Annotated in this window: 20 protein-coding genes; 6 read left to right on the top strand and 14 right to left on the bottom strand. The window is 65.6% G+C overall.

Annotated elements, in window-relative coordinates; genetic code table 11:
- Positions 1 to 28 precede the first annotated feature (28 nt).
- Genes ABL840_RS07975 through ABL840_RS07950 form a run of 6 tightly spaced genes read right to left on the bottom strand, consistent with a single transcriptional unit; the run spans position 29 to position 5664 of the window.
- The gene (locus ABL840_RS07975; RefSeq protein WP_093196399.1) at positions 29 to 577 is read right to left on the bottom strand and encodes a shikimate kinase; all 549 of its coding nucleotides are present in this window, start codon (positions 575 to 577) and stop codon (positions 29 to 31) included.
- Positions 578 to 600: 23 nt separating this feature from the next.
- Positions 601 to 2751, bottom strand: a complete 2151-nt coding sequence (gene pilQ, locus ABL840_RS07970; RefSeq protein ID WP_093196400.1) for a type IV pilus secretin PilQ — start codon at positions 2749 to 2751, stop codon at positions 601 to 603.
- Positions 2748 to 3287: a pilus assembly protein PilP gene (locus ABL840_RS07965; protein WP_093196402.1), complete on the bottom strand. Its 540-nt coding sequence runs from the start codon at positions 3285 to 3287 to the stop codon at positions 2748 to 2750. Before ABL840_RS07965 ends, pilQ begins: the two co-directional genes overlap by 4 nt.
- Positions 3284 to 3961 (bottom strand): type 4a pilus biogenesis protein PilO, encoded by a 678-nt coding sequence (locus ABL840_RS07960; protein WP_093196404.1) that lies wholly within the window; start codon positions 3959 to 3961, stop codon positions 3284 to 3286. Before ABL840_RS07960 ends, ABL840_RS07965 begins: the two co-directional genes overlap by 4 nt.
- Before the next feature lie 6 nt (positions 3962 to 3967).
- Positions 3968 to 4588 carry a PilN domain-containing protein gene (locus ABL840_RS07955; protein ID WP_093196406.1) on the bottom strand — a complete coding sequence of 207 codons (621 nt, stop codon included), beginning with the start codon at positions 4586 to 4588 and terminating at the stop codon, positions 3968 to 3970.
- Entirely contained in the window at positions 4585 to 5664 is a 1080-nt protein-coding gene (locus tag ABL840_RS07950) for a pilus assembly protein PilM (protein WP_093196407.1), read from the bottom strand. Before ABL840_RS07950 ends, ABL840_RS07955 begins: the two co-directional genes overlap by 4 nt.
- Positions 5665 to 5905: 241 nt before the next feature.
- Between ABL840_RS07950 and ABL840_RS07945 the strand changes: the two genes are divergently transcribed.
- Positions 5906 to 8314 (top strand): penicillin-binding protein 1A, encoded by a 2409-nt coding sequence (locus ABL840_RS07945; protein ID WP_093196409.1) that lies wholly within the window; start codon positions 5906 to 5908, stop codon positions 8312 to 8314.
- 30 nt (positions 8315 to 8344) lie between these two features.
- Here the strand turns inward: ABL840_RS07945 and cyaY are convergent, their stop codons facing one another.
- Entirely contained in the window at positions 8345 to 8677 is a 333-nt protein-coding gene (gene cyaY / locus ABL840_RS07940; protein WP_093196411.1) for an iron donor protein CyaY, read from the bottom strand.
- A gap of 12 nt (positions 8678 to 8689) precedes the next feature.
- Here cyaY and lptM point away from each other — a divergent pair, with 12 nt between their 5' ends.
- Both lptM and lysA read left to right on the top strand, forming a co-directional pair.
- Complete coding sequence (lptM, locus tag ABL840_RS07935) at positions 8690 to 8992, top strand: LPS translocon maturation chaperone LptM (protein WP_093196413.1); 303 nt, start codon at positions 8690 to 8692, stop codon at positions 8990 to 8992.
- Positions 8989 to 10269 carry a diaminopimelate decarboxylase gene (lysA, locus tag ABL840_RS07930; protein WP_093299805.1) on the top strand — a complete coding sequence of 427 codons (1281 nt, stop codon included), beginning with the start codon at positions 8989 to 8991 and terminating at the stop codon, positions 10267 to 10269. The genes lptM and lysA overlap by 4 nt, the downstream gene beginning before the upstream one ends.
- A gap of 10 nt (positions 10270 to 10279) precedes the next feature.
- Here lysA and ABL840_RS07925 read toward each other — a convergent pair whose 3' ends face one another.
- From ABL840_RS07925 to ABL840_RS07905, 5 genes are all read right to left on the bottom strand, one after another.
- Entirely contained in the window at positions 10280 to 10939 is a 660-nt protein-coding gene (locus ABL840_RS07925; RefSeq protein WP_093196416.1) for a sulfite oxidase heme-binding subunit YedZ, read from the bottom strand.
- 28 nt (positions 10940 to 10967) lie between these two features.
- A complete protein-coding gene (gene msrP, locus ABL840_RS07920) occupies positions 10968 to 11993 on the bottom strand; it encodes a protein-methionine-sulfoxide reductase catalytic subunit MsrP (protein WP_093196418.1) in 1026 nt (341 codons plus the stop codon).
- 118 nt (positions 11994 to 12111) lie between these two features.
- Complete coding sequence (ccsB, locus tag ABL840_RS07915) at positions 12112 to 13428, bottom strand: c-type cytochrome biogenesis protein CcsB (protein ID WP_093196420.1); 1317 nt, start codon at positions 13426 to 13428, stop codon at positions 12112 to 12114.
- A complete protein-coding gene (locus tag ABL840_RS07910) occupies positions 13425 to 15605 on the bottom strand; it encodes a cytochrome c biogenesis protein ResB (RefSeq protein WP_093299803.1) in 2181 nt (726 codons plus the stop codon). The genes ccsB and ABL840_RS07910 overlap by 4 nt, the downstream gene beginning before the upstream one ends.
- A 123-nt stretch (positions 15606 to 15728) precedes the next feature.
- A complete protein-coding gene (locus ABL840_RS07905) occupies positions 15729 to 16409 on the bottom strand; it encodes a c-type cytochrome (RefSeq protein ID WP_093196424.1) in 681 nt (226 codons plus the stop codon).
- 72 nt (positions 16410 to 16481) lie between these two features.
- Between ABL840_RS07905 and yihA the strand changes: the two genes are divergently transcribed.
- Both yihA and ABL840_RS07895 read left to right on the top strand, forming a co-directional pair.
- Entirely contained in the window at positions 16482 to 17228 is a 747-nt protein-coding gene (gene yihA / locus ABL840_RS07900; protein ID WP_093196426.1) for a ribosome biogenesis GTP-binding protein YihA/YsxC, read from the top strand.
- 88 nt (positions 17229 to 17316) lie between these two features.
- Positions 17317 to 18231, top strand: a complete 915-nt coding sequence (locus tag ABL840_RS07895) for an alpha/beta fold hydrolase (protein ID WP_093196428.1) — start codon at positions 17317 to 17319, stop codon at positions 18229 to 18231.
- A 21-nt stretch (positions 18232 to 18252) separates the two neighbouring features.
- Here the strand turns inward: ABL840_RS07895 and ABL840_RS07890 are convergent, their stop codons facing one another.
- Both ABL840_RS07890 and ABL840_RS07885 read right to left on the bottom strand, forming a co-directional pair.
- Positions 18253 to 19137 (bottom strand): lipid A biosynthesis acyltransferase, encoded by an 885-nt coding sequence (locus ABL840_RS07890; protein WP_093196430.1) that lies wholly within the window; start codon positions 19135 to 19137, stop codon positions 18253 to 18255.
- Positions 19134 to 20024, bottom strand: a complete 891-nt coding sequence (locus tag ABL840_RS07885; protein WP_093196432.1) for a lysophospholipid acyltransferase family protein — start codon at positions 20022 to 20024, stop codon at positions 19134 to 19136. The genes ABL840_RS07890 and ABL840_RS07885 overlap by 4 nt, the downstream gene beginning before the upstream one ends.
- 220 nt (positions 20025 to 20244) lie before the next feature.
- Between ABL840_RS07885 and metK the strand changes: the two genes are divergently transcribed.
- A complete protein-coding gene (metK, locus tag ABL840_RS07880) occupies positions 20245 to 21429 on the top strand; it encodes a methionine adenosyltransferase (protein ID WP_093196434.1) in 1185 nt (394 codons plus the stop codon).
- Positions 21430 to 21446: the final 17 nt, after the last annotated feature.

The following is a 21446-nucleotide window of genomic DNA, read 5'->3' as shown; positions in this document are numbered from 1 at the left end:
GAGTTTAGGCGCTGCGCGGCCGGCAGGCTCAGGCGGGGGGATCTTCCGGATGAGCACCCGGTTCGACGACGCCCGCCAGCTCGAGCTGCATCACGATGATGTTCACCAGCATGGCGATCGTCGGGCGGCCGGTATCGACCACGTCATGGGCGGTTTCCCGGTAGAACGGGTCGCGCGCATCGTGCAACTCCCGCAACCGCCCCAGTGGGTCGGCCACCTGCAGCAGGGGGCGCTTCACGTCGTGGCGCAGGCGCCGGAACAGGTCTTCAGGGGAGGAGCGCAGGTAGATCACGTGGAAGTGATCGCGCAACTGCTTGCGGTTGGCTTCCCGCAGAACAGCACCGCCTCCCGTGGCCAGCACGCCCTGGGCGTTGGCCGCCAGATCGGCAATCACGGTCTGTTCGAGATCCCGGAAGGCGATTTCGCCTTCGCGCTCGAAGTAATCACGGATCGAGCAGCCGATGCGCTGCTCGATCACGTGATCGGTGTCCACGAAAGGAAGGTCCAGCCGCATCCCCAGGCGCCGGCCCACTGCGGATTTTCCGGCGCCGGGCAAGCCGACGAGTGCGACCGCCACGCGGTGGCTGCTACGCCCGCGCGTCAGCGCGCGGCGTTGCGGTCGGTAATCATCTTCGGGGTGATAAAGACGAGCATTTCAGTCTTGTTGGCAACGCGTTCGCGCTTGCGGAACAGTGCCCCCAGATAGGGCACTTCACCCAGCACCGGCACGCGCGATTCGTCATTGGTTTCGGTGAGCTCGAAGATACCACCGATGACAACCGTGCCGCCGTTCTCGACCAGCACCTCGGTCTGCACGTGCTTGGTGTTGATGGCCGGGCCCGCCGACGTGTTCACGCCACGGGCGTCCTTGCTCACGTCCAGCGTCAGGATGATGTTGCCTTCAGGCGTGATCTGGGGCGTGACTTCGAGCTTCAGCACCGCCTTGCGGAACGAGATCGAAGTAGCGCCGCTGGACGTGGCCTGCTGGTACGGGATTTCCTCGCCCTGCTCGATCAGCGCCTTGGTCTGGTCGGCCGTGATGACGCGGGGGCTGGACACCAGCTTGCCCTTGCCGTCGGCCTCGAGCGCCGAGATTTCCAGGTTCAGCATGCGCGAGAAGCTCGAATTGAAGAGCGAGATCGCGAAGGTGCCTGCAGCGTTACCGGTGCCGCCGGCGTCGCCTGCAGGGAGGTTGATGAAGTTGGAGTTAGTCCAAGTGGTGGTGGCGGTGCTGGCACTACCGTTGGTGCCTGGCGTGACGACAGGCATCACGCCGATGTTGCCGTAGGCCCGATTACCAGCAGAGGAGGCGAAACGCTCGCCGGAGATACCGCCGCCCAGCCGCACACCGAGCGACTTACCGAAGGTGTCGGAAGCTTCGACGATCCGGGCCTCGATAAGCACCTGGCGAACCGGGACGTCCAGTTTCTGGATCAAGTCGGTCACCTGGGCCAAGCGCGACGGGATGTCGGAGACGAAGAGCTGATTCGTGCGCGACTCGGCGATGACGCTACCGCGCGGGCTCAGGATACGCGTCGTCGTACCACTACCCCCACCGCCACCAGACGATGCCCCCGTACCCGTCAGACCCTGCGCAATGGCAATCGCCTTGGTGTAATTGAGCTGGAACGACTGGGTCCGCAGCGGCTCCAGATTCTCGATCGCGGCCTTGGCCTCGAACTCGAGCTTTTCCTTGGCGTTGATCTCATCCTTCGGCGCGATCCACAGCACGCTGCCGTTCTTGCGCATGCCCAGGTTCTTCGCCTGCATGATGATGTCGAGGGCCTGGTCCCAGGGCACGTCCTTCAGCCGCAGCGTCAGGGCACCACTCACAGAGTCTGAGGTCACGATGTTGAAGTTCGTGAAGTCGGCGATCACCTGCAGCAGCGAGCGGATCTCGATGTTCTGGAAGTTCAGCGACAGCTTCTCGCCGTTGTAGCCCACGCCCTGGGTCAGCTTGGTCGGGTCGACCTTGCGGGCACGAACTTCGACAACGAACTGGTTCTCGCTCTGGTAGGCGCTGTGCTCCCAGTCACCCTTGGCGTCGATCGTCATGCGGACACGGTCGCCCGACTGCTGCGAAGTGATCAGTTGAACCGGAGTTCCGAAGTCGGCGACATCGAGACGACGGCGCAGGCCCTCGGGCAACGTGGACTTGGTGAACTCCACGACAAGGCTCTTGCCCTGCTGCTTGACGTCGACGCCCACCTGGTTGTTCGGAAGATCGACGATGACCCGGCCCGTGCTGTCGGAGCCGAGGCGGAAATCGACGTCCTTGAGAGGCAGCGTGTCCCGGTTGCGGTTTTCCGCGAAGGTCGTGCCCGCCGATGCGGCAAGCGCGGCGCCGGCGACCGGCTCCAGCACAACCAGCAGCGACTTGCCCTGGATCTCGGCCTTGTAGGCTGTCGCCTGCTTCAGGTTCAGCACCACGCGGCTGCGTTCACCGGCCTGCACCACGTTCACCGAGCGCAGGTTGCCCTGATTCACTTCGATGGCGGAACGGCCGATGGCATTGGTGACGCCCGGGAAGTCGAGCGCGATGCGCGCCGGCGTCTGCACGGTGAATCCGGCGGGCACCGCGGCGAGCGGTTGCGCAAGATCGATACGGATCACTTCCGAGCCGGACTGCGTGGAGCTGGTCACGGCTTCGATGGCATTTTGCGCATGGGCCACGGCCAATGCGCCGAAAGCCAGCAGACCCAGGCCGGCAGCGCGCAGCCACTGTGCCATCGTTGATTTCTTATGGTTCATTTCGCACTCTCTTGCAGCTGCAGCGTCGCGACGCGTTCGATCCATTCACCGGCGGCGTCCTGCACGATTTCACGCAGGGCGACTTCGGTTTCGTTGATTCGGGTGATACGCCCGTAGTTGAGTCCCAGGTATTCGCCGACGCGCACCTTGTAGAGCAGCTTGTCGACACGGACCAGCGCCACCGGCTGACCGTTGCGATTCATGCTTCCCACCATGGCCATCGAGTCGAGCGGGAAGGCCTCGAGCGCCTCCTTGCGGCGCGCCAGTTCGGGCGCGATCAGCTCGGAGGTGCTCGGCTGGTTCGATTCGCGGCGCAGCGCCTGGGTCAGCTTCAGGATGTTGAAAGGCTCGAACGCCGAGGCTTCGGTGTACGCCTGCGGGGTGAACTTCTTGGGCTCGGAGATAGGCGGCACCGAGGGCTTCACCTGGGCGCGTTGCTCGGCCATCCACCGCTGCAGGTCTTCCTGGTCCGAATCGCAGGCGCTCAGTGCCGACGCCGCCAGCGTCAGCCACAGTACTTTGGCGACGATCTTCATTTCTTCGCCTTCGGTGCGGAAGCGCGCTTCTGCGCGGCCCGCTCGTCGTCATCGAGGTAACGGTAGGTACGCGCGGTGGCATCCATCGTCAGCACGTCCTTGTCCTTCTGCGGGGTGACGGAGATGTTGTTCAGCGTCACGATGCGCGAGAGGCCCGCCACGTCGGCGGCGAAAGCTCCCATGTCGTGGTAGCGCCCGGTCACGCGAACGGCGATCGGAAGCTCGGCGTAGTAGTCCTTGACCGACACCTGCCCCGGACGGAACAGTTCGAACTGAAGGCTGCGACCAAGGCCCGCCTGGTTGATGTCCGACAGCAGGGCATCCATTTCGGCCTTGCTGGGCAGCTGCTTCTCGAGCAGGGTCACGTACTGCTGCACCTGCTCGCGCTGCTTCTTCAGCAACTCGAGATTGGCTGCCTGGGCCACCTTCTTCTGGTAATCGGCCTTGAGCGCGACTTCCTTGGAACGCTCGTTCTCGAGCTCGTCGTTCGAATTGGTCAGCCAGGCGAACCAGAGGGCGACGAGCACCAATGCGGTGACCGCCAGGCAGAGCGCATAACGGGGCACCGACGGCCATGCCGACGGATCGTTCGGATTGAGCCCGCGAAACTGGTCGCCGAAGCGCTGCAATGCAGCGGCGACGTCGATTTTCTGGGAGGGGCGATTGCTTGCCATGATCGGTTACCCCTTGGACTGCGCCGTTGCGGCCAGCGCCTTATCGGCGGCGGCCTTCTGAGCATCGGTGGGGCGTTTCAGGCCAATGCGCATCGTGAAGTTCGCCACGCGACGCTGGTCGCGTGGATTCAGGTTCACGTTCGCCGACGTGATTTCGACCAGCTCGGGCTTCACCAGCCACGGGCTGTTGTTACCAAGGTTGCGCAGCAGTTCCGAGACACGCTCGTTCGACTGCGCCATGCCTTGCAGCGTGACAGTCTGGTTGTCCTGCTTCATGTTGGTCAGGTAGACGCCATCGGGCAACTGCCGGACCAGCTCGTTGAGCAGGTGCACAGGAAGGTTGCGGTCGCCCTGGAGATCTTCGACCGCCTGCTGGCGCGCGCGCAGCGCGGCGATTTCTTCCTGCAGGGTCGAGATTTCCTTGATCTCGACTTCGAGCTTCTTGATCTCGGCCTGGAGGAAGCTGTTCTTCGATTGCTGTGCCGAAATCTGGGCCTCGAACCAGAGGTAACCCAGGCCTGCGATCAGGACGCCCAGAACCGCCGCGGCGCCCAGGGTGCCATAGAACGCCTCGCGCCTGCGCTTGCGCGCAGCTTCGCGGTGCGGAAGCAGATTGATGAGGATCACTGCAGGAACCTCCGCATGGCCAGCCCGCACGAGGTGAGATAGGACGGCGCCTCGCGACGTACCTTCTTCTCGCGAACGTTCGAGCTGATTTCCATCCCTTCGAAGGGATTGAGCAACGAGCAGGCGAACGACGTCTGCCGCGTGACGGCATTGGTCAGGCCCGGCAGCGAAGCCGATCCACCCGCCAGCAGGACGTAATCGACGCGGTTGTGCGGCGTGCTGGTGAAAAAGAACTGGAGCGCGCGCGCGATTTCCTGTGCGATGCTTTCCACGAAGGGCTTCAGGACACCCGAGCCGTAGTCGTCAGGCAAGTCGCCGCTACGCTTCTTCGCTTCGGCCTCTTCCGCGGAAAAACCGTACTGGCGCACGATAAGCTGCGTGAGTTGGGCACCACCGAACGCCTGGTCGCGGTCGTACAGCACTTCCTGGTTGCGCAGCACCTGCATGCTGGTGGTGAAGGCACCCACCTCGAAGAGAGCCACGATCGAATCAACGCCCTTGCCGGGCAGCTGCTCGATCAGGCGGGCTGTTGCCAGTCGCGAAGCATAGGACTCGACGTCGAGGATCATCGCCTTCAGACCGGCGGCTTCCGCCAGGCCTTCACGGTCCTGGACCTTCTCCTTGCGCGATGCGGCGATCAGCACTTCGACGTCGCCGGCGGAAGTTGTGCTCGGTCCCGTCACGCAGAAATCGAGGCTGACTTCGTCCAGCGAGAACGGGATGTATTGGTTGGCCTCGGATTCGACCTGGATCTCGAGCTCCTGCTCGCTCATGCCGCCGGGAAGAATGATCTTCTTGGTGATGACGGCCGAGGGCGGCAGCGCGAGCGCCACGTTGCGGGTACGCGTGCCGCTCTTGCGGATGACGCGGCGGACGGCTTCGGCCACCTCGTCGAACTTCTCGACGTTGCCGTCGGTGATCCAGCCGCGCTCGAGGGGCTCGATGGCGCAGCGCTCCAGGACCAGCTTGCCGCTGGCCTCGCGGCCGAGCTCGACCAGCTTGACGCTGGACGAACTTACGTCCAGCCCCAGCAGGGGAGCGTTCTGACGACGAAACAATGATCCAAGAGCAGCCAAGTTAGGTTCCTCTTCCCCTGTATTTGTAACCAATAGAAAAAATTGAATTCGGTTGCATGCTAGCAGCAGGCGTAGCGGCAACCAAGCAACGCCGCAGGGCAAAACCCTGAAGCGTTGTCAAAACCTGACGTCAAAACCGCATTTTGTAACTTTTGAATTAGGGCAATGCAAGCCCCTCAAAGATCGGATCGTGTGGAGGGGGCGGCTTTTTATAATGTCGGGTGACTCTGTGCGGCCCCTCATGCAAGAAACTTCCAGCCCCAAAGGGCCAGCCAAGACCCCTCCCACCAAGCGCCCGACCTGGCTGAAATGGCTGTTGCGCTTTTTCTTCTGGAGCTTCGGCATCGCGCTGGCCGGCGTGCTTGCCGTGCTGTGCGTAGTCGCCGTGGCCCTCGCGGTCGCCTACCCGAACCTGCCTGACATCAGCGAGCTCTCCGACTACAGGCCCAAGCTGCCGCTGCGGGTGTTCTCGGCCGAAGGCATCCTGATCGGCGAGTTCGGCGAGGAGCGCCGCAACCTCACCCCGATCTCGGCGATTCCGAAGGTCGTGAAAGATGCCGTCCTGGCCGCTGAAGACGCTCGCTTCTACGACCACGGCGGCGTCGACTACAAGGGCATGGTGCGCGCCGGCCTGGCCAACATGAACCGCGTGAAGAGCCAGGGCGCGTCGACCATCACCATGCAGGTGGCGCGCAACGTCTACCTGAGCTCCGAGAAAACGCTCACCCGCAAGATCTACGAGGTGCTGCTCACCTTCAAGCTGGAGCACCTGCTGACCAAGGACCAGATCTTCGAGATCTACCTGAACCAGATCTACCTCGGCAACCGCGCCTACGGCTTCGCCGCCGCCTCCGAAGCCTACTTCGGCAAGCCCCTGCAGGAGCTCACCATCGCGCAGGCCGCCATGCTGGCCGGCCTGCCGAAGGCACCCGGCGCCAACAACCCCGTCAACAACCCGCAGCGCGCGCGCGGCCGCCAGTTCTACGTGATCGACCGCATGCAGGAAGCCGGCTTCATCACCGCCGAGCAAGCCGCGGAAGCCAAGAAGGAAGAGCTGCATCTGCGCGATGCCGCCGACCCGAATCGCCTGCACGCCGAGTACGTCGCGGAAACGGTTCGCCAGCTGATGTACGCGCAGTACGGCGACAGCACCTACACGCGCGGCCTCAAGGTCTACACCTCGCTGGTCGCTGCCGACCAGGCCGCCGCCTACAAGGCGCTGCGCAAGGGCATCATGGACTACGAGCGCCGCCAGATCTATCGCGGCCCCGAGAAGTTCGTCGACCTGCCGAACGATCCCAAGGAACTCGACGAGGCCGTGGACGATGCGCTCACCGACCACCCCGACAACGGCGACGTGATGGCGGCGGTTGTGCTCAAGGCCACGCCCAAGCAGATCGATGCAGTCCGCGGCAACGGCGACCCCGTGCAGATCACTGGCGATGGCCTCAAGCCCGCGCAGTCCGGCCTCTCCGACAAGGCCCCGCCGAACATCAAGATCCGCCGCGGCGCGGTCATCCGCGTGGTGAAGACGCCGAAGAACACCTGGGAAATCACTCAGCTGCCCGAGGTCGAAGGCGCATTCGTCGCGATGGACCCTCGCGACGGCGCCATCAAGGCGCTGGTCGGCGGCTTCGACTTCGGCAAGAACAAATTCAACCACGTGACGCAGGCATGGCGCCAACCGGGTTCGAGCTTCAAGCCCTTTATCTACTCGGCCGCGCTCGAGAAAGGCTTCACCCCCGCCACGGTCATCAACGACGGCCCGCTCTTCTTCGACGCCGGCACCACCGGCGGCCAGCCCTGGGAGCCGAAGAACTACGGTGGCGGCTACGACGGCCCGATGTCGATGCGCACCGCGCTGATGAAATCGAAGAACCTCGTGTCGATCCGCATCCTGCAGTCCATCGGCACGCGCTATGCGCAGGAATGGATCACCAACTTCGGCTTCGACAAGGAAAAGCACCCGGCCTACCTGCCGATGGCGCTCGGCGCAGGCTCGGTCACGCCGATGCAGATGGCGGTGGGCTATTCGGTGTTCGCCAACGGCGGCTACCGCGTCAATCCCTACCTCGTGACCCGCATCACCGACCACAAGGACAAGGTACTGGTCGACAAGCAGCCGCCCTTGCTGAGCGAATCGCTGCGCGTCATCCCGCAACGCAATGCCTTCATCATGGACACGCTGCTGAATTCCGTGGCCCGCGGCGGCACCGCCGCGAAGGCGCAGGCGATGCTCAAGCGCCCCGACCTGTACGGCAAGACCGGCACCACCAACGACTCGCTCGACGCATGGTTCGCCGGCTTCCAGCCCACCATGACGGCCATCTCGTGGATCGGCTACGACACGCCGCGCAACCTGGGCGACCGCGAGACCGGCGGCGGCCTGAGCCTGCCGATCTGGATCACCTACATGGAAACCGCCATCAAGGGCGTGCCCGTGACCGAGCTGTCGGCCAATCCGCCCTCGGGCATCGTGAACGTCGGCGGCGAGTGGTATTACGACGACTATGCGCCAGGACGCGGCGTTGCAAGCCTGGGGGTGGAATCCGCACCCGCGGCGCCAGTGGAGGCTCTGACCGGTGCCCCGGTGAGCCCGCCGGCCCCGCCCGAAGAGCGCAACCGCATCCTCGACCTGTTCCGCAACTGAAGGCGGCGGACGCGAAAGGGCCGCGAAAGATCAGGCAGCCGCGAAGCTCAGCGGCTGCCCGGCCTGAAGAGTCGCTTCGCGCGACAGATTGCCGAAGAACTCCTCGCCGGTCTTGGTGTCGAGCCAGGCCTTGCCGTCGTGGCGGTAGTGATAGCCGCCGGAACGCGCGGCAAGCCAGATTTCCTGGAGGGGCTTCTGCAGGTTCACGATCAGCTGGCTGCCGTTGCGGAATGAAATCGTGATCATCCCGCCCACCCTCTGGTTGTCGATGTCCGCGTCGGTCGCTTCGTTGATGCGGTCGCAGCCCAGCTCGATGGCTGCAAGGGCAGCCTCGGCGCGATCCATGTACTCGGTGTCGGTCATTACAATTTCGCCATGTTGAACGTTCACCAAATTCTAGTGAGCACCCGCGTCCGCGCTGCGCTCATGGTCTGCCTCGCCGTGGGCGCCGCCGGGCTTGTCGCGGCCTGCGGGCAGCGCGGTCCGCTGTACCTGCCGACCGATCCGGCCGCCGCCGGGCGCGCCACGCTGCCGGAGCTCATGACGCCCGATAGCCTGAGGTCGTCGCCCTCCACTTCCTCTACGTCTTCCAGTCAGGCTGCCCCCGCGCCGGCCGCAGCCGCCAGCGCACCGGCGGGCAGCAACAGCAACAACACCGGCACGGAGCAACGCAAGTGAGCGCAACCGCCAACTCCCTGCCCGGCCAACCGCACATCGCGGAACGCGACGGCGCGCTGCACGTCGAAGGCGCCGCGCTCGATGCGCTGGCCCGCGAGCACGGCACTCCCCTCTTCGTCTACTCGCAGCAATGGATGCTGGACGCCCTGGCGGCGTACCAGCGCGGCTTCGAGGGACGCGACGCCCTCATCTGCTACGCGATGAAGGCGAATTCCTCGCTCGGCGTGCTGCGCGTGTTCGCGGAAGCCGGCTGCGGCTTCGACATCGTCTCGGGTGGCGAACTGGCGCGCGTGCTGGCCGTCGGCGCCGATCCGAAGAAGATCATCTTCTCGGGCGTGGGCAAGACCCGCGCCGAGATGCGCCAGGCCCTCGCGGCCGGCATCGCCTGCTTCAACGTCGAGAGCGAAGCCGAGCTCGACGTGCTCAACGAAGTGGCGGTTGCCGAAGGCAAGCGTGCGCCGATCAGCATCCGCATCAATCCGAACGTCGATCCGAAGACGCATCCGTACATTTCCACCGGCCTGAAGGGCAACAAGTTCGGCATCGCGCACGACCGCGCTGTCGAGGCCTACAAGCACGCCGCGCGACTGCCGGGCCTGGAGGTGGTGGGCATCGACTGCCACATCGGCTCCCAGATCACCGAAGCCTCGCCCTATCTCGACGCATGCGACCGCGTGCTCGACCTGGTGGAAGCCATCGAGGCTGCCGGCGTACCGATCCATCACCTGGACTTCGGCGGCGGCCTGGGCATCGACTACAACGGCGAAGTGCCGCCCAAGGCCGATGCGCTGTGGCAGCAGCTGCTCGCCAAGCTCGACGCGCGCGGCTTCGGCAAGCGCAAGCTGGTGATCGAACCCGGCCGTTCGCTGGTCGGCAACGCCGGCGTGTGCCTGACCGAAGTGCTCTACACCAAGCCCGGCGAAGACAAGAACTTCTGCATCGTCGACGCGGCCATGAACGACCTGCCGCGTCCCGCGATGTACCAGGCCTTCCAGCGCATCGTGCCGGTGCGCGCCCGCGCCGGCAATGCCACGACCTACGACGTGGTCGGCCCGGTCTGCGAAAGCGGCGACTGGCTCGGCCGCGACCGCGCACTCAACGTGCTGGCCGGAGATTTCCTGGCCGTGCTGTCGGCGGGTGCGTACTGCATGAGCATGTCCAGCAACTACAACACGCGCGGCCGCGCCGCCGAAGTGCTGGTGAGCGGCGCGAGCGCTAGGCTGATCCGCCGTCGCGAGACGATGGAAGACCAGCTGCGCAGCGAGATCGACGGCTGACTGCAGTCCTTCAGCCGGTACGCAGCGGCTTCTCGCCGTTGCGTACTGCGCCTGCCGCCGGCTTCGCCTTGCCGCGCTTGCTGGCGAAATTCCACACGCGCCACGCAAGCAGCACGCCGATGATCGCGGCGTAGACGAACACTTCCGCGAAGTTGTTCTTGCCCGCGCGCATCCAGAAGAAATGCAGCAGGCCCAGCCCCGCGATCAGGTAGACCAGCCGGTGCAGCAGCTGCCAGCGCTTCGCACCCATCGCCTTGATCGCACGGTTGAACGAGGTGGCCGCCAGCGGCGTCAGCAGCACGAAGGCCGAGAAGCCCACCAGGATGAACGGCCGCTTGGCGATGTCCTTCGCGATGTCGCTCCACTCGAAGCCCATGTCGAACCAGCTGTAGCACAGCAGGTGCAGCACCACGTAGAAGTACGCGAACAGGCCCAGCATGCGGCGGTAGCGTGCCAGCGCGTTCCACTTGCTCATCACGCGCAGCGGCGTCACCGCCAGCACGATGCAGATGAAGCGCAGCGTCCAGTCGCCGGTGGCGCGGATCAGGAACTCGGCGGGGTTGGCGCCCAGCCCGTCCGTGAACGCGCCATAGGCCAGCAGCGCGAACGGCAGCAGGCACAGCAGGAAGACGACCGGCTTGGTCGCCGGATGCATGAGCAGCTTGTTCATGGGGCGATGACCGCGCGCAGAAGCCGGCTCAGTAATTCTTCTTGAGGTCCATGCCCGCGTAAAGCTGGCCGACCTGCGCTTCGTAGCCGTTGAACAGCTCGGTCTTGCGCCGCTTGGCGAACAGGCCACCACCGTCGCCGATGCGGCGCTCGGTGGCCTGGCTCCAGCGCGGATGGTCGACGTTGGGGTTCACGTTCGAATAGAAGCCGTACTCGTTGGCCGCAGCCTTGTTCCAGGCGGTGCTCGGCTCCTTCTCGACGAAGCGGATCTTCACGATCGACTTGGCCGACTTGAAGCCGTACTTCCATGGCACCACCAGCCGCACCGGTGCGCCGTTCTGGTTGGGCAGCACCTCGCCGTACATGCCGAAGGCAAGCAGCGTGAGCGGATGCATCGCCTCGTCCATGCGCAGGCCCTCGGTGTAGGGCCAGTCGAGCACGCGCGAGCCCACGAAGGGCATGGTCTTGGGATCGGCCAGCGTCACGAACTCGACGAACTTGGCGTTGCCCTGCGGCTCGACCTTCTTGATGAGCTCGGCCAGCGAATAGCCCACCCACGGAATCACCATCGACCAGCCCTCGACGCAGCGCAGGCGGTAGATGCGCTCTTCCTGCGCGCTGAGCTTCAGCAGGTCTTCGATGCCGTACTTGCCCGGCTTCTTGACCAGTCCTTCCACCTCCACGGTCCAGGGCCGCGTCTTCAGCGTGCCGGCGTTCTTCGCCGGATCAGCCTTGTCGGTGCCGAACTCGTAGAAGTTGTTGTAGGTGGAAGCGTCCTTGTAGTCGGTGACCTTCTCCATCGAGATGGCGCCCGGAACCGCCGACTTCACGCCGGGCAGCGCCGCCAGCTTGTTGGGGCGCTCGGTCTGCGCCAGGGCTTCGCGCGAGGCGAATGCCGCCAGCGCGGCTCCCGCGGCACCGCCGGCCATGAGCTTCAGCATGTCCCGGCGGCCTTCGTAGACCTCCCGGGACGTGATCTCGCTCGACAGCGGATGGATGAAACCGTTGCCGCCGCTGTTGTTGCTGCGGCGGATCGGACGGGAATGGAACGACATGACGGACCTTTCGCGGAATCGTTGTGCTCAGGGTAGTTCGTGGCCGACCCTGATCTGGTTACGCGCCGCCGAAGCGCGCGGTTTCAATAATTCTTCGCGAAAGCCCGCAGGCTTGCAGTTACAGGGTGCCGTAGCTGTGCAACCCGCTCAGGAACATGTTCACGCCGAGGAAGGCGAAAGTGGTGACAGCCAGCCCGCCCAGCGCCCACCAGGCCGCCACGGTGCCGCGCAGCCCCTTCACCAGCCGCATGTGCAGCCAGGCCGCGTAGTTGAGCCAGACGATCAGCGCCCAGGTTTCCTTCGGGTCCCAGCTCCAGTAGCCGCCCCAGGCGTCGGCCGCCCACAGGGCGCCCAGCACGGTGGCGATGGTGAAGAAGGCGAAGCCGACGGTGATCGACTTGTACATGACGTCGTCGAGCACTTCGTTGGCCGGCAGGCGCGCCGCGATGCGCTTGCGCCCGAGCAGGATGCCCGCGGCGATCAGCGCGGAAATGCCCGCGTAGATCACCCAGTAGCTGCCGCCGGCTTCCTGCACGCGCTGGCGGAACGCCACCGGCACGAAGCACAGCGCCACGCCCAGCAGCCAGATCGGGGTGAGCTTGTACCAGCGCGTCTCGTTGGCCTGCTCCTTGATGAGGTAGGCGAAGGCGACCATGGCCGCCAGCGCGAAGGTGCCGTAGCCGATGAAGTTGGCGGGCACGTGCAGCTTCATCCACCAGCTCTGCAGCGCAGGAACCAGCGGCTGGATCTCGTGCGCCTCGCGCACGATCGTGTACCAGAGCAAAAAGCCCACCGCCGCGCTGACCACCAGCATCACGAAGGCGCCGAGCGCGCGCGTGTTGTAGCGCTCCTCGAAGTACAGATAGAAGGCCGCCGTCAGCCAGCAGAACAGCACGAACACTTCGTACAGGTTGCTCACCGGGATGTGGCCGATGTCCGGGCCGAGCTGGTGGCTTTCGTACCAGCGCACCATGGTGCCGATCAGCGCCATCGTCACCGCCGCCCACGCGAGGCGGGAACCGATGGTGTCGAAAGTGTCCGACTGCCTGCCGCCGAAGAAGCCGAGCCAGTAGAACAGCGTGCTCATGAAGAACAGCACGCTCATCCAGAGGATGGCCGACTGGCTCGAGAGGAAGTACTTGAGCCAGAACACGCTGTCGGCGCGAGCCAGGTCGCCCTGGTACGACGCGATGGCCAGCAGCGAGGCGGCAGCAACCACGATGGCCAGCACGCGCAGCGGCCGCCAGAACCAGCAGATGCCGATCAGCGAGACCATCGCGGCCACGAGGATCGGCTTCTCGTAATAGTCCATCGACCCCGCGTGGCGCGCGAAGGCGAACAGGCCGCCGGCCACCACCAGCGCCGCAAACACCCAGTCGAACAGGTTGCGGCGCGAGAGCCAGCTTTCATTGAGCGTGAGGGTCGTGGTGTTCATGTTGTCCCGTGGTCTTCTTTGTTCAGGGCGAGCAGCTTGCGTTTGAGATGCTCGAATTCGCGGTCGCTGTCGATGGTCTTGCGATTGACCGAGAACGCCATCGTGGCGGCCGTACCGGCTGCATCGCCTTCAGAAGCAGCCGTGCCGCCGGGCGTCAGCCACACCCACAGGCGGCGCTCGCGCACGTACAGCATGGCAAAAATGCCGACGATCAGCAACAGGCAGCCCAGGTAGACGATGTTCTTGCCAGGGGCACGCGCCACCTGGAACACGCTGGCCTGCACCTGGGTGAAGTCGGTCATCATCATCGCGACCGGGGCCGGGTAGAAATGGGCGTCGCTGATGGCCAGCACGGCCTGCGTCAGATAGGCCTGCGATTTCTCGTCGTTGGCCAGCGCGGCAAGGCCGGCGCCCTCGCGGCTCAGGTTGAACACCTCGAACAGCACGTCGTTGAGGATGCGCACCAGCACCCCGCCGGCGCGCTCGCGCTCCGCCTCGGGCACGTTGACTTCCATGAACTCGGCAATGGCCTGCCAGCCGCCCACGGTGGTGGCATCGGCCTTGGCGCGCTCGGTGCCGGCGAACAGGGCCAGCGCGCGCGTGGCGGACACGCGCAGCTGCTCCGCCATCTCGGGGCGCTTGGGATCGGTGGCCTTGGCGATGTAGCGCTCGATGGCGCGCTCGCGCGTGGCCGGGTCGGCAAGCGCCGCGCGCATGCGCACGAAGCCGTCCATGGAGCCCTGCTCGTCGGCCGGCACGCGCAGGTAGCGGAACGGCTCGTCGGGCTTCTCGCGCATGCCCAGCAGGAACACCGGCTGGCCGTCGCCGGTGTCGACCGGCACCATGTAGTTCTGGTATTCGCGCGCCTGGCCAGCGGCGTCGCGCAGCTTGTAGCCGATGCTCGGGCCGATGTTGCGCAGCACCTTCGGCTTGTTGGTCTTGTTGGCGGCACCCAGGCGCGATTCGATACCGTGGCGCAGGTCGACCTTGCGCACGTCGGCACCGCTGCCCATGGCGTTCGCGTCGGCGAAGTTCTCGACGTTGATCACGCGCAGCGCGGCGTACTCGAGCGTGAGCTTGTCCTTGCCGTTGGTGATCTCGGTGCTCGGGCCGCCGATGACGCCTTCCACCTCGAAAGACTTGGCCGCGGCAGTCATCGGCACCGCCTTGAGCTTCACCCTGGAGCCGCCGTCGTCGAAGCTCGACTGGTAGATTTCCACGCCCTTGTAGCTGGCCGGGTGGTTGACCTCAATGCGCGCGGGCACCTGCTCGCCGGTCTCGCGGTCGTGCAGCACCACCTCGCTCGCGAACAGCTTGGGCATGCCGGTCGAGTAGTAGTCGACGATGAACTTCTTCAGCTCGATGGAGAACGGCAGTTCCTGCAGCAGCACGCCGTCGGACTGGTTGAGGATGGCCACGCTGCCCTGCCCGCCCTCGGGCACGAGGATGTTGCCGCGGAAGGTCGGGTTGCTGGCCGACAGGCGGTGCTGCGGCGGCACGTCGGCGATCATGCCGCCGCCGGTGAATACGCTCTTGCCGTTGAACCAGGTCTGGGCGCGCACCACGAGGTCGCCGTCGAGCAGGCCGCCGAGGCACACCAGCACGATGGCGCCGTGAGCCGCGATGTAGCCCAGCTTGTGGGCGCCGCCGGCGCGCGCCGCGACCATCCAGCCCTCGGCACTCTTGCCGTCGGCGCCGGCCTCGCGCCGCTGCAGCTTGACCTTCCACCCGCCGCTCACGAGCAGCTGCCCGATGCGGTTTGCCGCGGCCTCGGGCGCTTCGCCGAGCGTGTTTTCCGCACGCTGGCCGAAGGCCTTCAGGCTCTGGACGCGGATGTTTTCCTTGAAGGTCTTGAGGTCGACCACGATGCGCGGCGTGTTGCGCACGATGCACAGCGTGGTGCTGACCACCAGGAACAGCAGGATCAGCAGGAACCACCAGGCGCTGTAGATCGAGTCGAGCCGCGCCGCGCGGAACAGTTCGGCCCAGAACGGCCCGAACTGGTTGATGTAGTTGTTGATCGGCTCGTGCTGCTTGAGCACCGTGCCGATGATCGACGCGATGCAGATGATGGTGAGCAGCGCGATCGCGAAACGCATCGACGACAGCAGCTCCACCGCGGCGCGAAGCACCTGCGGGCCGCGATGAACGCGAAGGCCATGGGTGGAGACGGACATCGGGCGAAAGTAGAAAAGGAAGAGAAGGAGAAAAACAAAAAAGGGCGGGCCATCCTGCTGGATCGGCCCGCCCTTTGTCTGGGTTGTTATCGGCGGCTGGTCACGCTCCAGGGAGCGCCATCATCAACGCAAACCGGCAATGTAGTCGGCGACCGCCTTGATTTCCCTGTCGTTGAGCTTGGCGGCGACGCCGGTCATGGGCAGGCTGTTCAGGCGGACGTTGTCGCGGAAGGCGGTGAGCTGGGCCACCGTGTAGTCGGCGTTCTGGCCGCCCAGGCGCGGGTACTGGGCCGGGATGCCGGCACCGTTGGGGCTGTGGCAGCCGGCGCAGGCCGGGATCTGGCGATCGCCGATGCCGCCGCGGTAGATCTTCTCGCCCAGCGCGATGGTGTCCTTGTCCTTCGAGAAGCCCGGCTTGACCTTCTTCGAACCCACGAACCAGGCGATGTTGCGCATGTCTTCTTCCGACAGCGCCGAGGCCAGCGGCTTCATGATCGCGCTCTTGCGCGCGCCGGACTTGAAGTCCTGCAGCTGCTTGAGGATGTATTCGGGATGTTGCTGCGCCAGCTTCGGGTTGGCGGCGATGGCGGAGTTGCCGTCGGCGTTGTGGCAGGAAGCGCAGCTCTGGCTGTTTGCCGGCGTTGCGTTGAACAGCGTGTCCCCCTTGGCGGGGTCCGGCTTGGCCGGTTTTGCCGCTGCGGCGGCCGCCGCACTCGGATTGGCCGCGTGTTCATCGGCTGCAAAACTCACGCTGGATGCGATGCCCACGAGGGCCGCAAGCACAATATTGGCAAACAACTTCATATCGGGGGCTTCGAATTTATGGCGCAAAACCTCACGATTCTACAATGTGGGCCCTGTTTCGAAAGTCCGTAGATGCCCTCCCCGCGCGCCAAGCCCGCAGCCTATCCTCCCCGCGCGGCTCCCGCCGCGGCCCCCCAGGTCGCCGAGCGCGAACGCGCGGCGCTGGGCTGGCTGCACACCGCCCACTTCCTCACCAGCGCCCCCCAGCTGGAGCACCTGCCTCCCCTGGGCCTGCCCGAGATCGCATTCGTCGGCCGCTCCAACGCGGGCAAGTCGACCGCCATCAACACCCTGACGCAACAGACGCGCCTGGCCTTCGCCTCCAAGACGCCGGGCCGCACGCAGCACATCAACCTGTTCGGCGTCGGCAAGCAGAAGGTCGATGACGCGGTGCTCGCCGACCTGCCCGGCTACGGCTATGCGGCCGTGCCGCGCGAGGCCAAGCTGCGCTGGCAGCGGGTGATGGGCAACTACCTGATGACGCGCGAAAACCTGCGCGGCGTGGTCCTCATGTGTGATCCGCGCCACGGAATGACCGAGCTCGACGAGATCCTGCTCGACGTGATCCGTCCGCGCGTGCAACAGGGCCTGAAATTCCTCGTGCTGCTGACCAAGGCCGACAAGCTCACCCGCAGCGAGGGCGCCAAGGTGCTGTCCATTACGCGACTGCAGGCCGGCGGCGGCGAGGTGAAACTGTTCTCGGCCCTCAAGAAGCAGGGCGTGGGAGAGGCCGCGGAGCTGCTGTGGCGCTGGGTGCACCCCGAAGGCGCCGACGCGCCAGCCGCCGAACCCGAGCCACCGCCACAGGAAGACGCCTGACACAGGAGCAGGCTGTACCGACCGTCCCATCTGCGAAGTTCACTATCAAAACAATAGCGACACAGTCAACCCGAAGGAGACAAGAAGCATGATCGAGACATTCCAACGCAGCCTGCCCAACGGCACCACCCTGAGTTGCCGCGCCGCCGGCCAGCCGGGCCGGCCGCTGATGGTGTTCCTCCACGGGTTCCCCGAGGCCGCGTTCATCTGGGACGAACTGCTCGAGTACTTCTCCGACCCGGCCCACGGCGGCTACCGCTGCGTGGCGCCCAACCTGCGCGGCTTCGAGAAATCCAGCTCGCCGACCGACGTGGCGGCCTACAAGGCGCACCTGCTGATCCAGGACATCCAGCAGCTCGCCGCCACCGAGAGCGCCGACGGCACCATGGCCGCGCTGGTCGCCCACGACTGGGGCGGCGCCTTCGGCTGGGGCTATGCGAATGCCTTCCCGCAGCAGGTCGGCAGGCTGGTCATCATCAATTCGCCGCACCCGGGCACCTTCACCCGGGAACTGCGCAACAGTCCGGCGCAGCAGCAGGCCAGCGCCTACATGAACTTCCTCGCGCGCCCCGACGCGGAAGCGCTGCTCGCGGCCGACGACTTCAAGCGCATGTGGCCCTTCTTCCTGCTGATGAAGGCCGGCCCCGACGGCTTCGGCTGGCTCACCGAGGAAGTGAAGCAGAAGTACCGCGAGGTCTGGAGCGCGGGCCTCACCGGCGCCTGCAATCTCTACCGCGTGACGCCGATGAAGCCGCCGCTGCCGGGCCAGACCATCGACGGCATTCCCGTGCTGCCGCGCGAACGGCTGGTGGTGGAAGTGCCGACCTTCGTTTTCTGGGCGCTCGACGACGCGGCCCTGCTGCCGGGCCTGCTCGAGGGACTGGAAGACTATGTGCCGAAGCTCGAGCTGAAGAAGGTCCCGAACGCGACCCACTGGATCGTGCACGAGCAGCCGCAGCTGGTCGCGCGCGAGATCGAGGGTTTCCTGCAGCGCAACCCCTGAGGGCACGCTGCCGAAATCGAATCAGTAGATGGGCGGCTCGCCCTCGGGGCGAGTCTTGAAGCGGCGATGCACCCAGTAGTACTGGGACGGCATCGTGTCGATGTAGCCCTGCAGCCGCTCGTTCATGAGCGCCGTGTCGGCCTCGACGTCGTCGGTCGGAAAGTTCTGCCAGGTCGGCAGGATTTCGATCTCGTAGCCTTCGCTCGTGAGCTTCGCCACCACCGGCACCACCTTGGCCTTGCCCAGCCGTGCGAAGCGCGACAGCGATGGCACCGTGGCCGCCTGCACGCCGTAGAACGGCACGAAGATGGTCTGGTCGCGGCCGAAGTCCATGTCGGGCAGCAGGTACAGCAGGCCGCCCTTGCGCAGGCCCTGCAGCACCGGCTTGATGCCGTCCACCCGGTTGAGCGCCGCCACGTCGCCGAAGCGGGTGCGGCCCTCGCGGATCCAGGCGTCGATCATCGGGTCGCGCTGGGTCGTGTAGATGGTGGCCGAGGGGCGCGCGGTGTGCATCGTGAGCGCAGTCGCAGCCGCATCGAGGCCGTAGAAATGCGGCGCGAAAAGAATCATGGGCTCGTCGCCGTGGGCGATCTCGTCGATCTCCGCAGCCGCGCCGACGATCTTGAGCCGGCTAGCCACCGTCTTCTCGGGCGCGTGCCAGAGCCAGCCACGGTCCAGCCACGATTGCGCCACGTAGACGAAGCTCTCGCGCGCGATCGCACGGCGCTCGGCTTCCGATTTCTCCGGAAAGCAGACTGCCAGATTGGTGTCGACCACGCGCCGCCGCGGCACTGCGATGGTGTGCAGGATGCGGCCGAGGAACGCACCGAAACCGCGCACCACTGGCAGCGGCAGCGGCGCGATCACTCGCATGAAGCCGATGCCGAGTCGGGATCCGAGGCTCATGCGGCTTCCCCTGCCGCGGCGACCACGCGCTCGGCGCGCGGCTCCTTGTAGCGGGCGTAGTCCCACACGTACTGGCCCGGCAGGCTGTGGATCAGCCGGCCGATGCCGTCGTTCATGGCGGCGGCGGCGTCCTCGATGGACGCGGAAGGGTCGGTCAGCGCCGTACCGACGATGGGCTCGAAGCGGATCACGTAGCCGGCCGCATTCGGCAAGCGTTCGCACACGCTGAGAAAGCAGGCCGCGCCGGTCTGTTGCGCAAGGCGGGGAAGCAGGGTCATGGTGTAGGCCGGGCGGCCCAGGAAAGGCGCCCAAACGCCCTGCCCCAGCGGCGGCACCTGGTCGGGCAGGATGCCGGTGTAGCCGCCGTTGCGCAGCGTGCGGATCAGGCCGCGCACGCCGGTGTTGTTGGTAGGCAGCGTCTGCAGGCCGGGCCGGTCGCGCGAACCGGCGGCGATCAGGTCGGCCATCCATTTCTTGCGCGCCGGACGGAACAGCGCGGTGATGGGCCCGTAGGTGGACAGAAAGCGCTCGCCGATGGCCTGGCCGCACATCTCCCAGCTGCCGAGGTGCGGCGCGACCAGGATCACGCCCTTCTTCGCCTGCATGGCCGCCTCGAAGGCCTCGACGCCCTCCCAGCGCACCACGCGGTTCAGCACGGTCTGGCCCTGCGGGCGCAGCCAGAGCCAGGGGAGCTCGGAAGCCATCTTGCCGGCGGCGGCGATGGCGGGACGGTATTGGTCGGGGCCGAAGCCCGCGCTCTCGGCGTTGGCCTTGAAGCGGCGGCGATAGCCGGGCGCGCTCCACCAGACCAGCCAGCCCAGCAATGCACCGAGCCGATGCATCAGCGGCATCGGCACGCGGGCGAGCAGGCGGAACAGGGTGATCATCGAATACGGGAGGGGGTCAAAAAACGGACGCGCGCGCATGGTATTGCGCGGCTCGAATAGAATGCAAATTGTCGCCGAGTTACGGAACAACTTGCAGGGCGACAAACACAAGCGCAGCAGTGCGATTGTGCCGGGTCGAGAAATCGACATCTGCTAAAGCGTTCGCCAGAGCTCCGCAGAGTTGGCAACGCGCCAAGTCAAATCAAGGAGTTTTGAACAAATGGCGAACGACTTCCTCTTCACGTCCGAATCCGTCTCCGAAGGCCATCCCGACAAGGTCGCAGACCAGATCTCGGACGCCATCCTGGACGCGATCTTCGAGCAGGACCCCCGTAGCCGCGTGGCCGCCGAGACGCTGACCAACACCGGCCTCGTGGTGCTGGCCGGCGAAATCACCACCAACGCGCACGTCGACTACATCCAGGTCGCGCGCGACACCATCAAGCGCATCGGCTACGACAACACCGAGTACGGCATCGACTACAAGGGTTGCGCCGTGATGGTCTGCTACGACAAGCAGTCCAACGACATCGCCCAGGGCGTCGACCACGCATCGGACGACCACCTGAACACCGGCGCCGGCGACCAGGGCCTGATGTTCGGCTACGCCTGCGACGAAACGCCCGAGCTGATGCCCGCGCCGATCTACTACGCGCACCGCCTCGTCGAGCGCCAGGCGCAGCTGCGCAAGGACGGCCGCCTGCCCTTCCTGCGCCCCGACGCCAAGAGCCAGGTCACGATGCGCTACGTGGACGGCAAGCCCCACAGCATCGACACCGTGGTGCTCTCCACCCAGCACAGCCCCGACCAGAGCGAGACGCCCACCAAGATGAAGGCTTCGTTCAACGAAGCCATCATCGAGGAGATCATCAAGCCGGTGCTGCCCAAGGAGTGGCTCAAGGAAACGCGCTACCTGATCAACCCGACCGGCCGCTTCGTCATCGGCGGCCCGCAGGGCGACTGCGGCCTCACCGGCCGCAAGATCATCGTCGACACCTACGGCGGCGCCTGCCCGCACGGCGGCGGCGCGTTCTCGGGCAAGGACCCGTCGAAGGTCGACCGCTCGGCAGCCTACGCCGCGCGCTACGTGGCCAAGAACATCGTGGCCGCCGGCCTGGCGCGCCAGTGCCAGATCCAAGTGGCGTACGCCATCGGCGTGGCCCAGCCGATGAACATCACGGTGTACACGGAAGGCACCGGCGTGATCCCCGACGAGAAGATCGCCGAACTGGTGCGCGAGCACTTCGACCTGCGTCCGAAGGGCATCATCCAGATGCTCGACCTGCTGCGCCCGATCTACCAGAAGACCGCCGCCTACGGCCACTTCGGCCGCGAGGAGCCCGAGTTCACCTGGGAAGCGACCACGCAGGCTCCCGCACTGCGCGCAGCAGCCGGCCTCAAGTAAGCAAGCAGGAAAAGATG

It is taken from the genome of Variovorax sp. NFACC27 (assembly GCF_048301545.1).
Lineage (GTDB): Bacteria > Pseudomonadota > Gammaproteobacteria > Burkholderiales > Burkholderiaceae_C > Variovorax > Variovorax gossypii.
This window is presented reverse-complemented; position numbering and strand designations above follow the sequence as displayed.

What these genes read in the sequence shown, in the direction of transcription:
- ABL840_RS07965 (WP_093196402.1), bottom strand. Translation starts at nt 3,287, where the DNA reads ATGAAGATCGTCGCCAAAGTACTGTGGCTGACGCTGGCGGCGTCGGCA.
- ABL840_RS07895 (WP_093196428.1), top strand. Translation starts at nt 17,317, where the DNA reads ATGATCGAGACATTCCAACGCAGCCTGCCCAACGGCACCACCCTGAGT.
- ABL840_RS07945 (WP_093196409.1), top strand. Translation starts at nt 5,906, where the DNA reads ATGCAAGAAACTTCCAGCCCCAAAGGGCCAGCCAAGACCCCTCCCACC.
- metK (WP_093196434.1), top strand. Translation starts at nt 20,245, where the DNA reads ATGGCGAACGACTTCCTCTTCACGTCCGAATCCGTCTCCGAAGGCCAT.
- ABL840_RS07925 (WP_093196416.1), bottom strand. Translation starts at nt 10,939, where the DNA reads ATGAACAAGCTGCTCATGCATCCGGCGACCAAGCCGGTCGTCTTCCTG.
- msrP (WP_093196418.1), bottom strand. Translation starts at nt 11,993, where the DNA reads ATGTCGTTCCATTCCCGTCCGATCCGCCGCAGCAACAACAGCGGCGGC.
- pilQ (WP_093196400.1), bottom strand. Translation starts at nt 2,751, where the DNA reads ATGAACCATAAGAAATCAACGATGGCACAGTGGCTGCGCGCTGCCGGC.
- lptM (WP_093196413.1), top strand. Translation starts at nt 8,690, where the DNA reads ATGTTGAACGTTCACCAAATTCTAGTGAGCACCCGCGTCCGCGCTGCG.
- ABL840_RS07885 (WP_093196432.1), bottom strand. Translation starts at nt 20,024, where the DNA reads ATGATCACCCTGTTCCGCCTGCTCGCCCGCGTGCCGATGCCGCTGATG.
- cyaY (WP_093196411.1), bottom strand. Translation starts at nt 8,677, where the DNA reads ATGACCGACACCGAGTACATGGATCGCGCCGAGGCTGCCCTTGCAGCC.
- yihA (WP_093196426.1), top strand. Translation starts at nt 16,482, where the DNA reads ATGCCCTCCCCGCGCGCCAAGCCCGCAGCCTATCCTCCCCGCGCGGCT.
- ABL840_RS07910 (WP_093299803.1), bottom strand. Translation starts at nt 15,605, where the DNA reads ATGTCCGTCTCCACCCATGGCCTTCGCGTTCATCGCGGCCCGCAGGTG.
- ABL840_RS07960 (WP_093196404.1), bottom strand. Translation starts at nt 3,961, where the DNA reads ATGGCAAGCAATCGCCCCTCCCAGAAAATCGACGTCGCCGCTGCATTG.
- ABL840_RS07890 (WP_093196430.1), bottom strand. Translation starts at nt 19,137, where the DNA reads ATGAGCCTCGGATCCCGACTCGGCATCGGCTTCATGCGAGTGATCGCG.
- ABL840_RS07905 (WP_093196424.1), bottom strand. Translation starts at nt 16,409, where the DNA reads ATGAAGTTGTTTGCCAATATTGTGCTTGCGGCCCTCGTGGGCATCGCA.
- ccsB (WP_093196420.1), bottom strand. Translation starts at nt 13,428, where the DNA reads ATGAACACCACGACCCTCACGCTCAATGAAAGCTGGCTCTCGCGCCGC.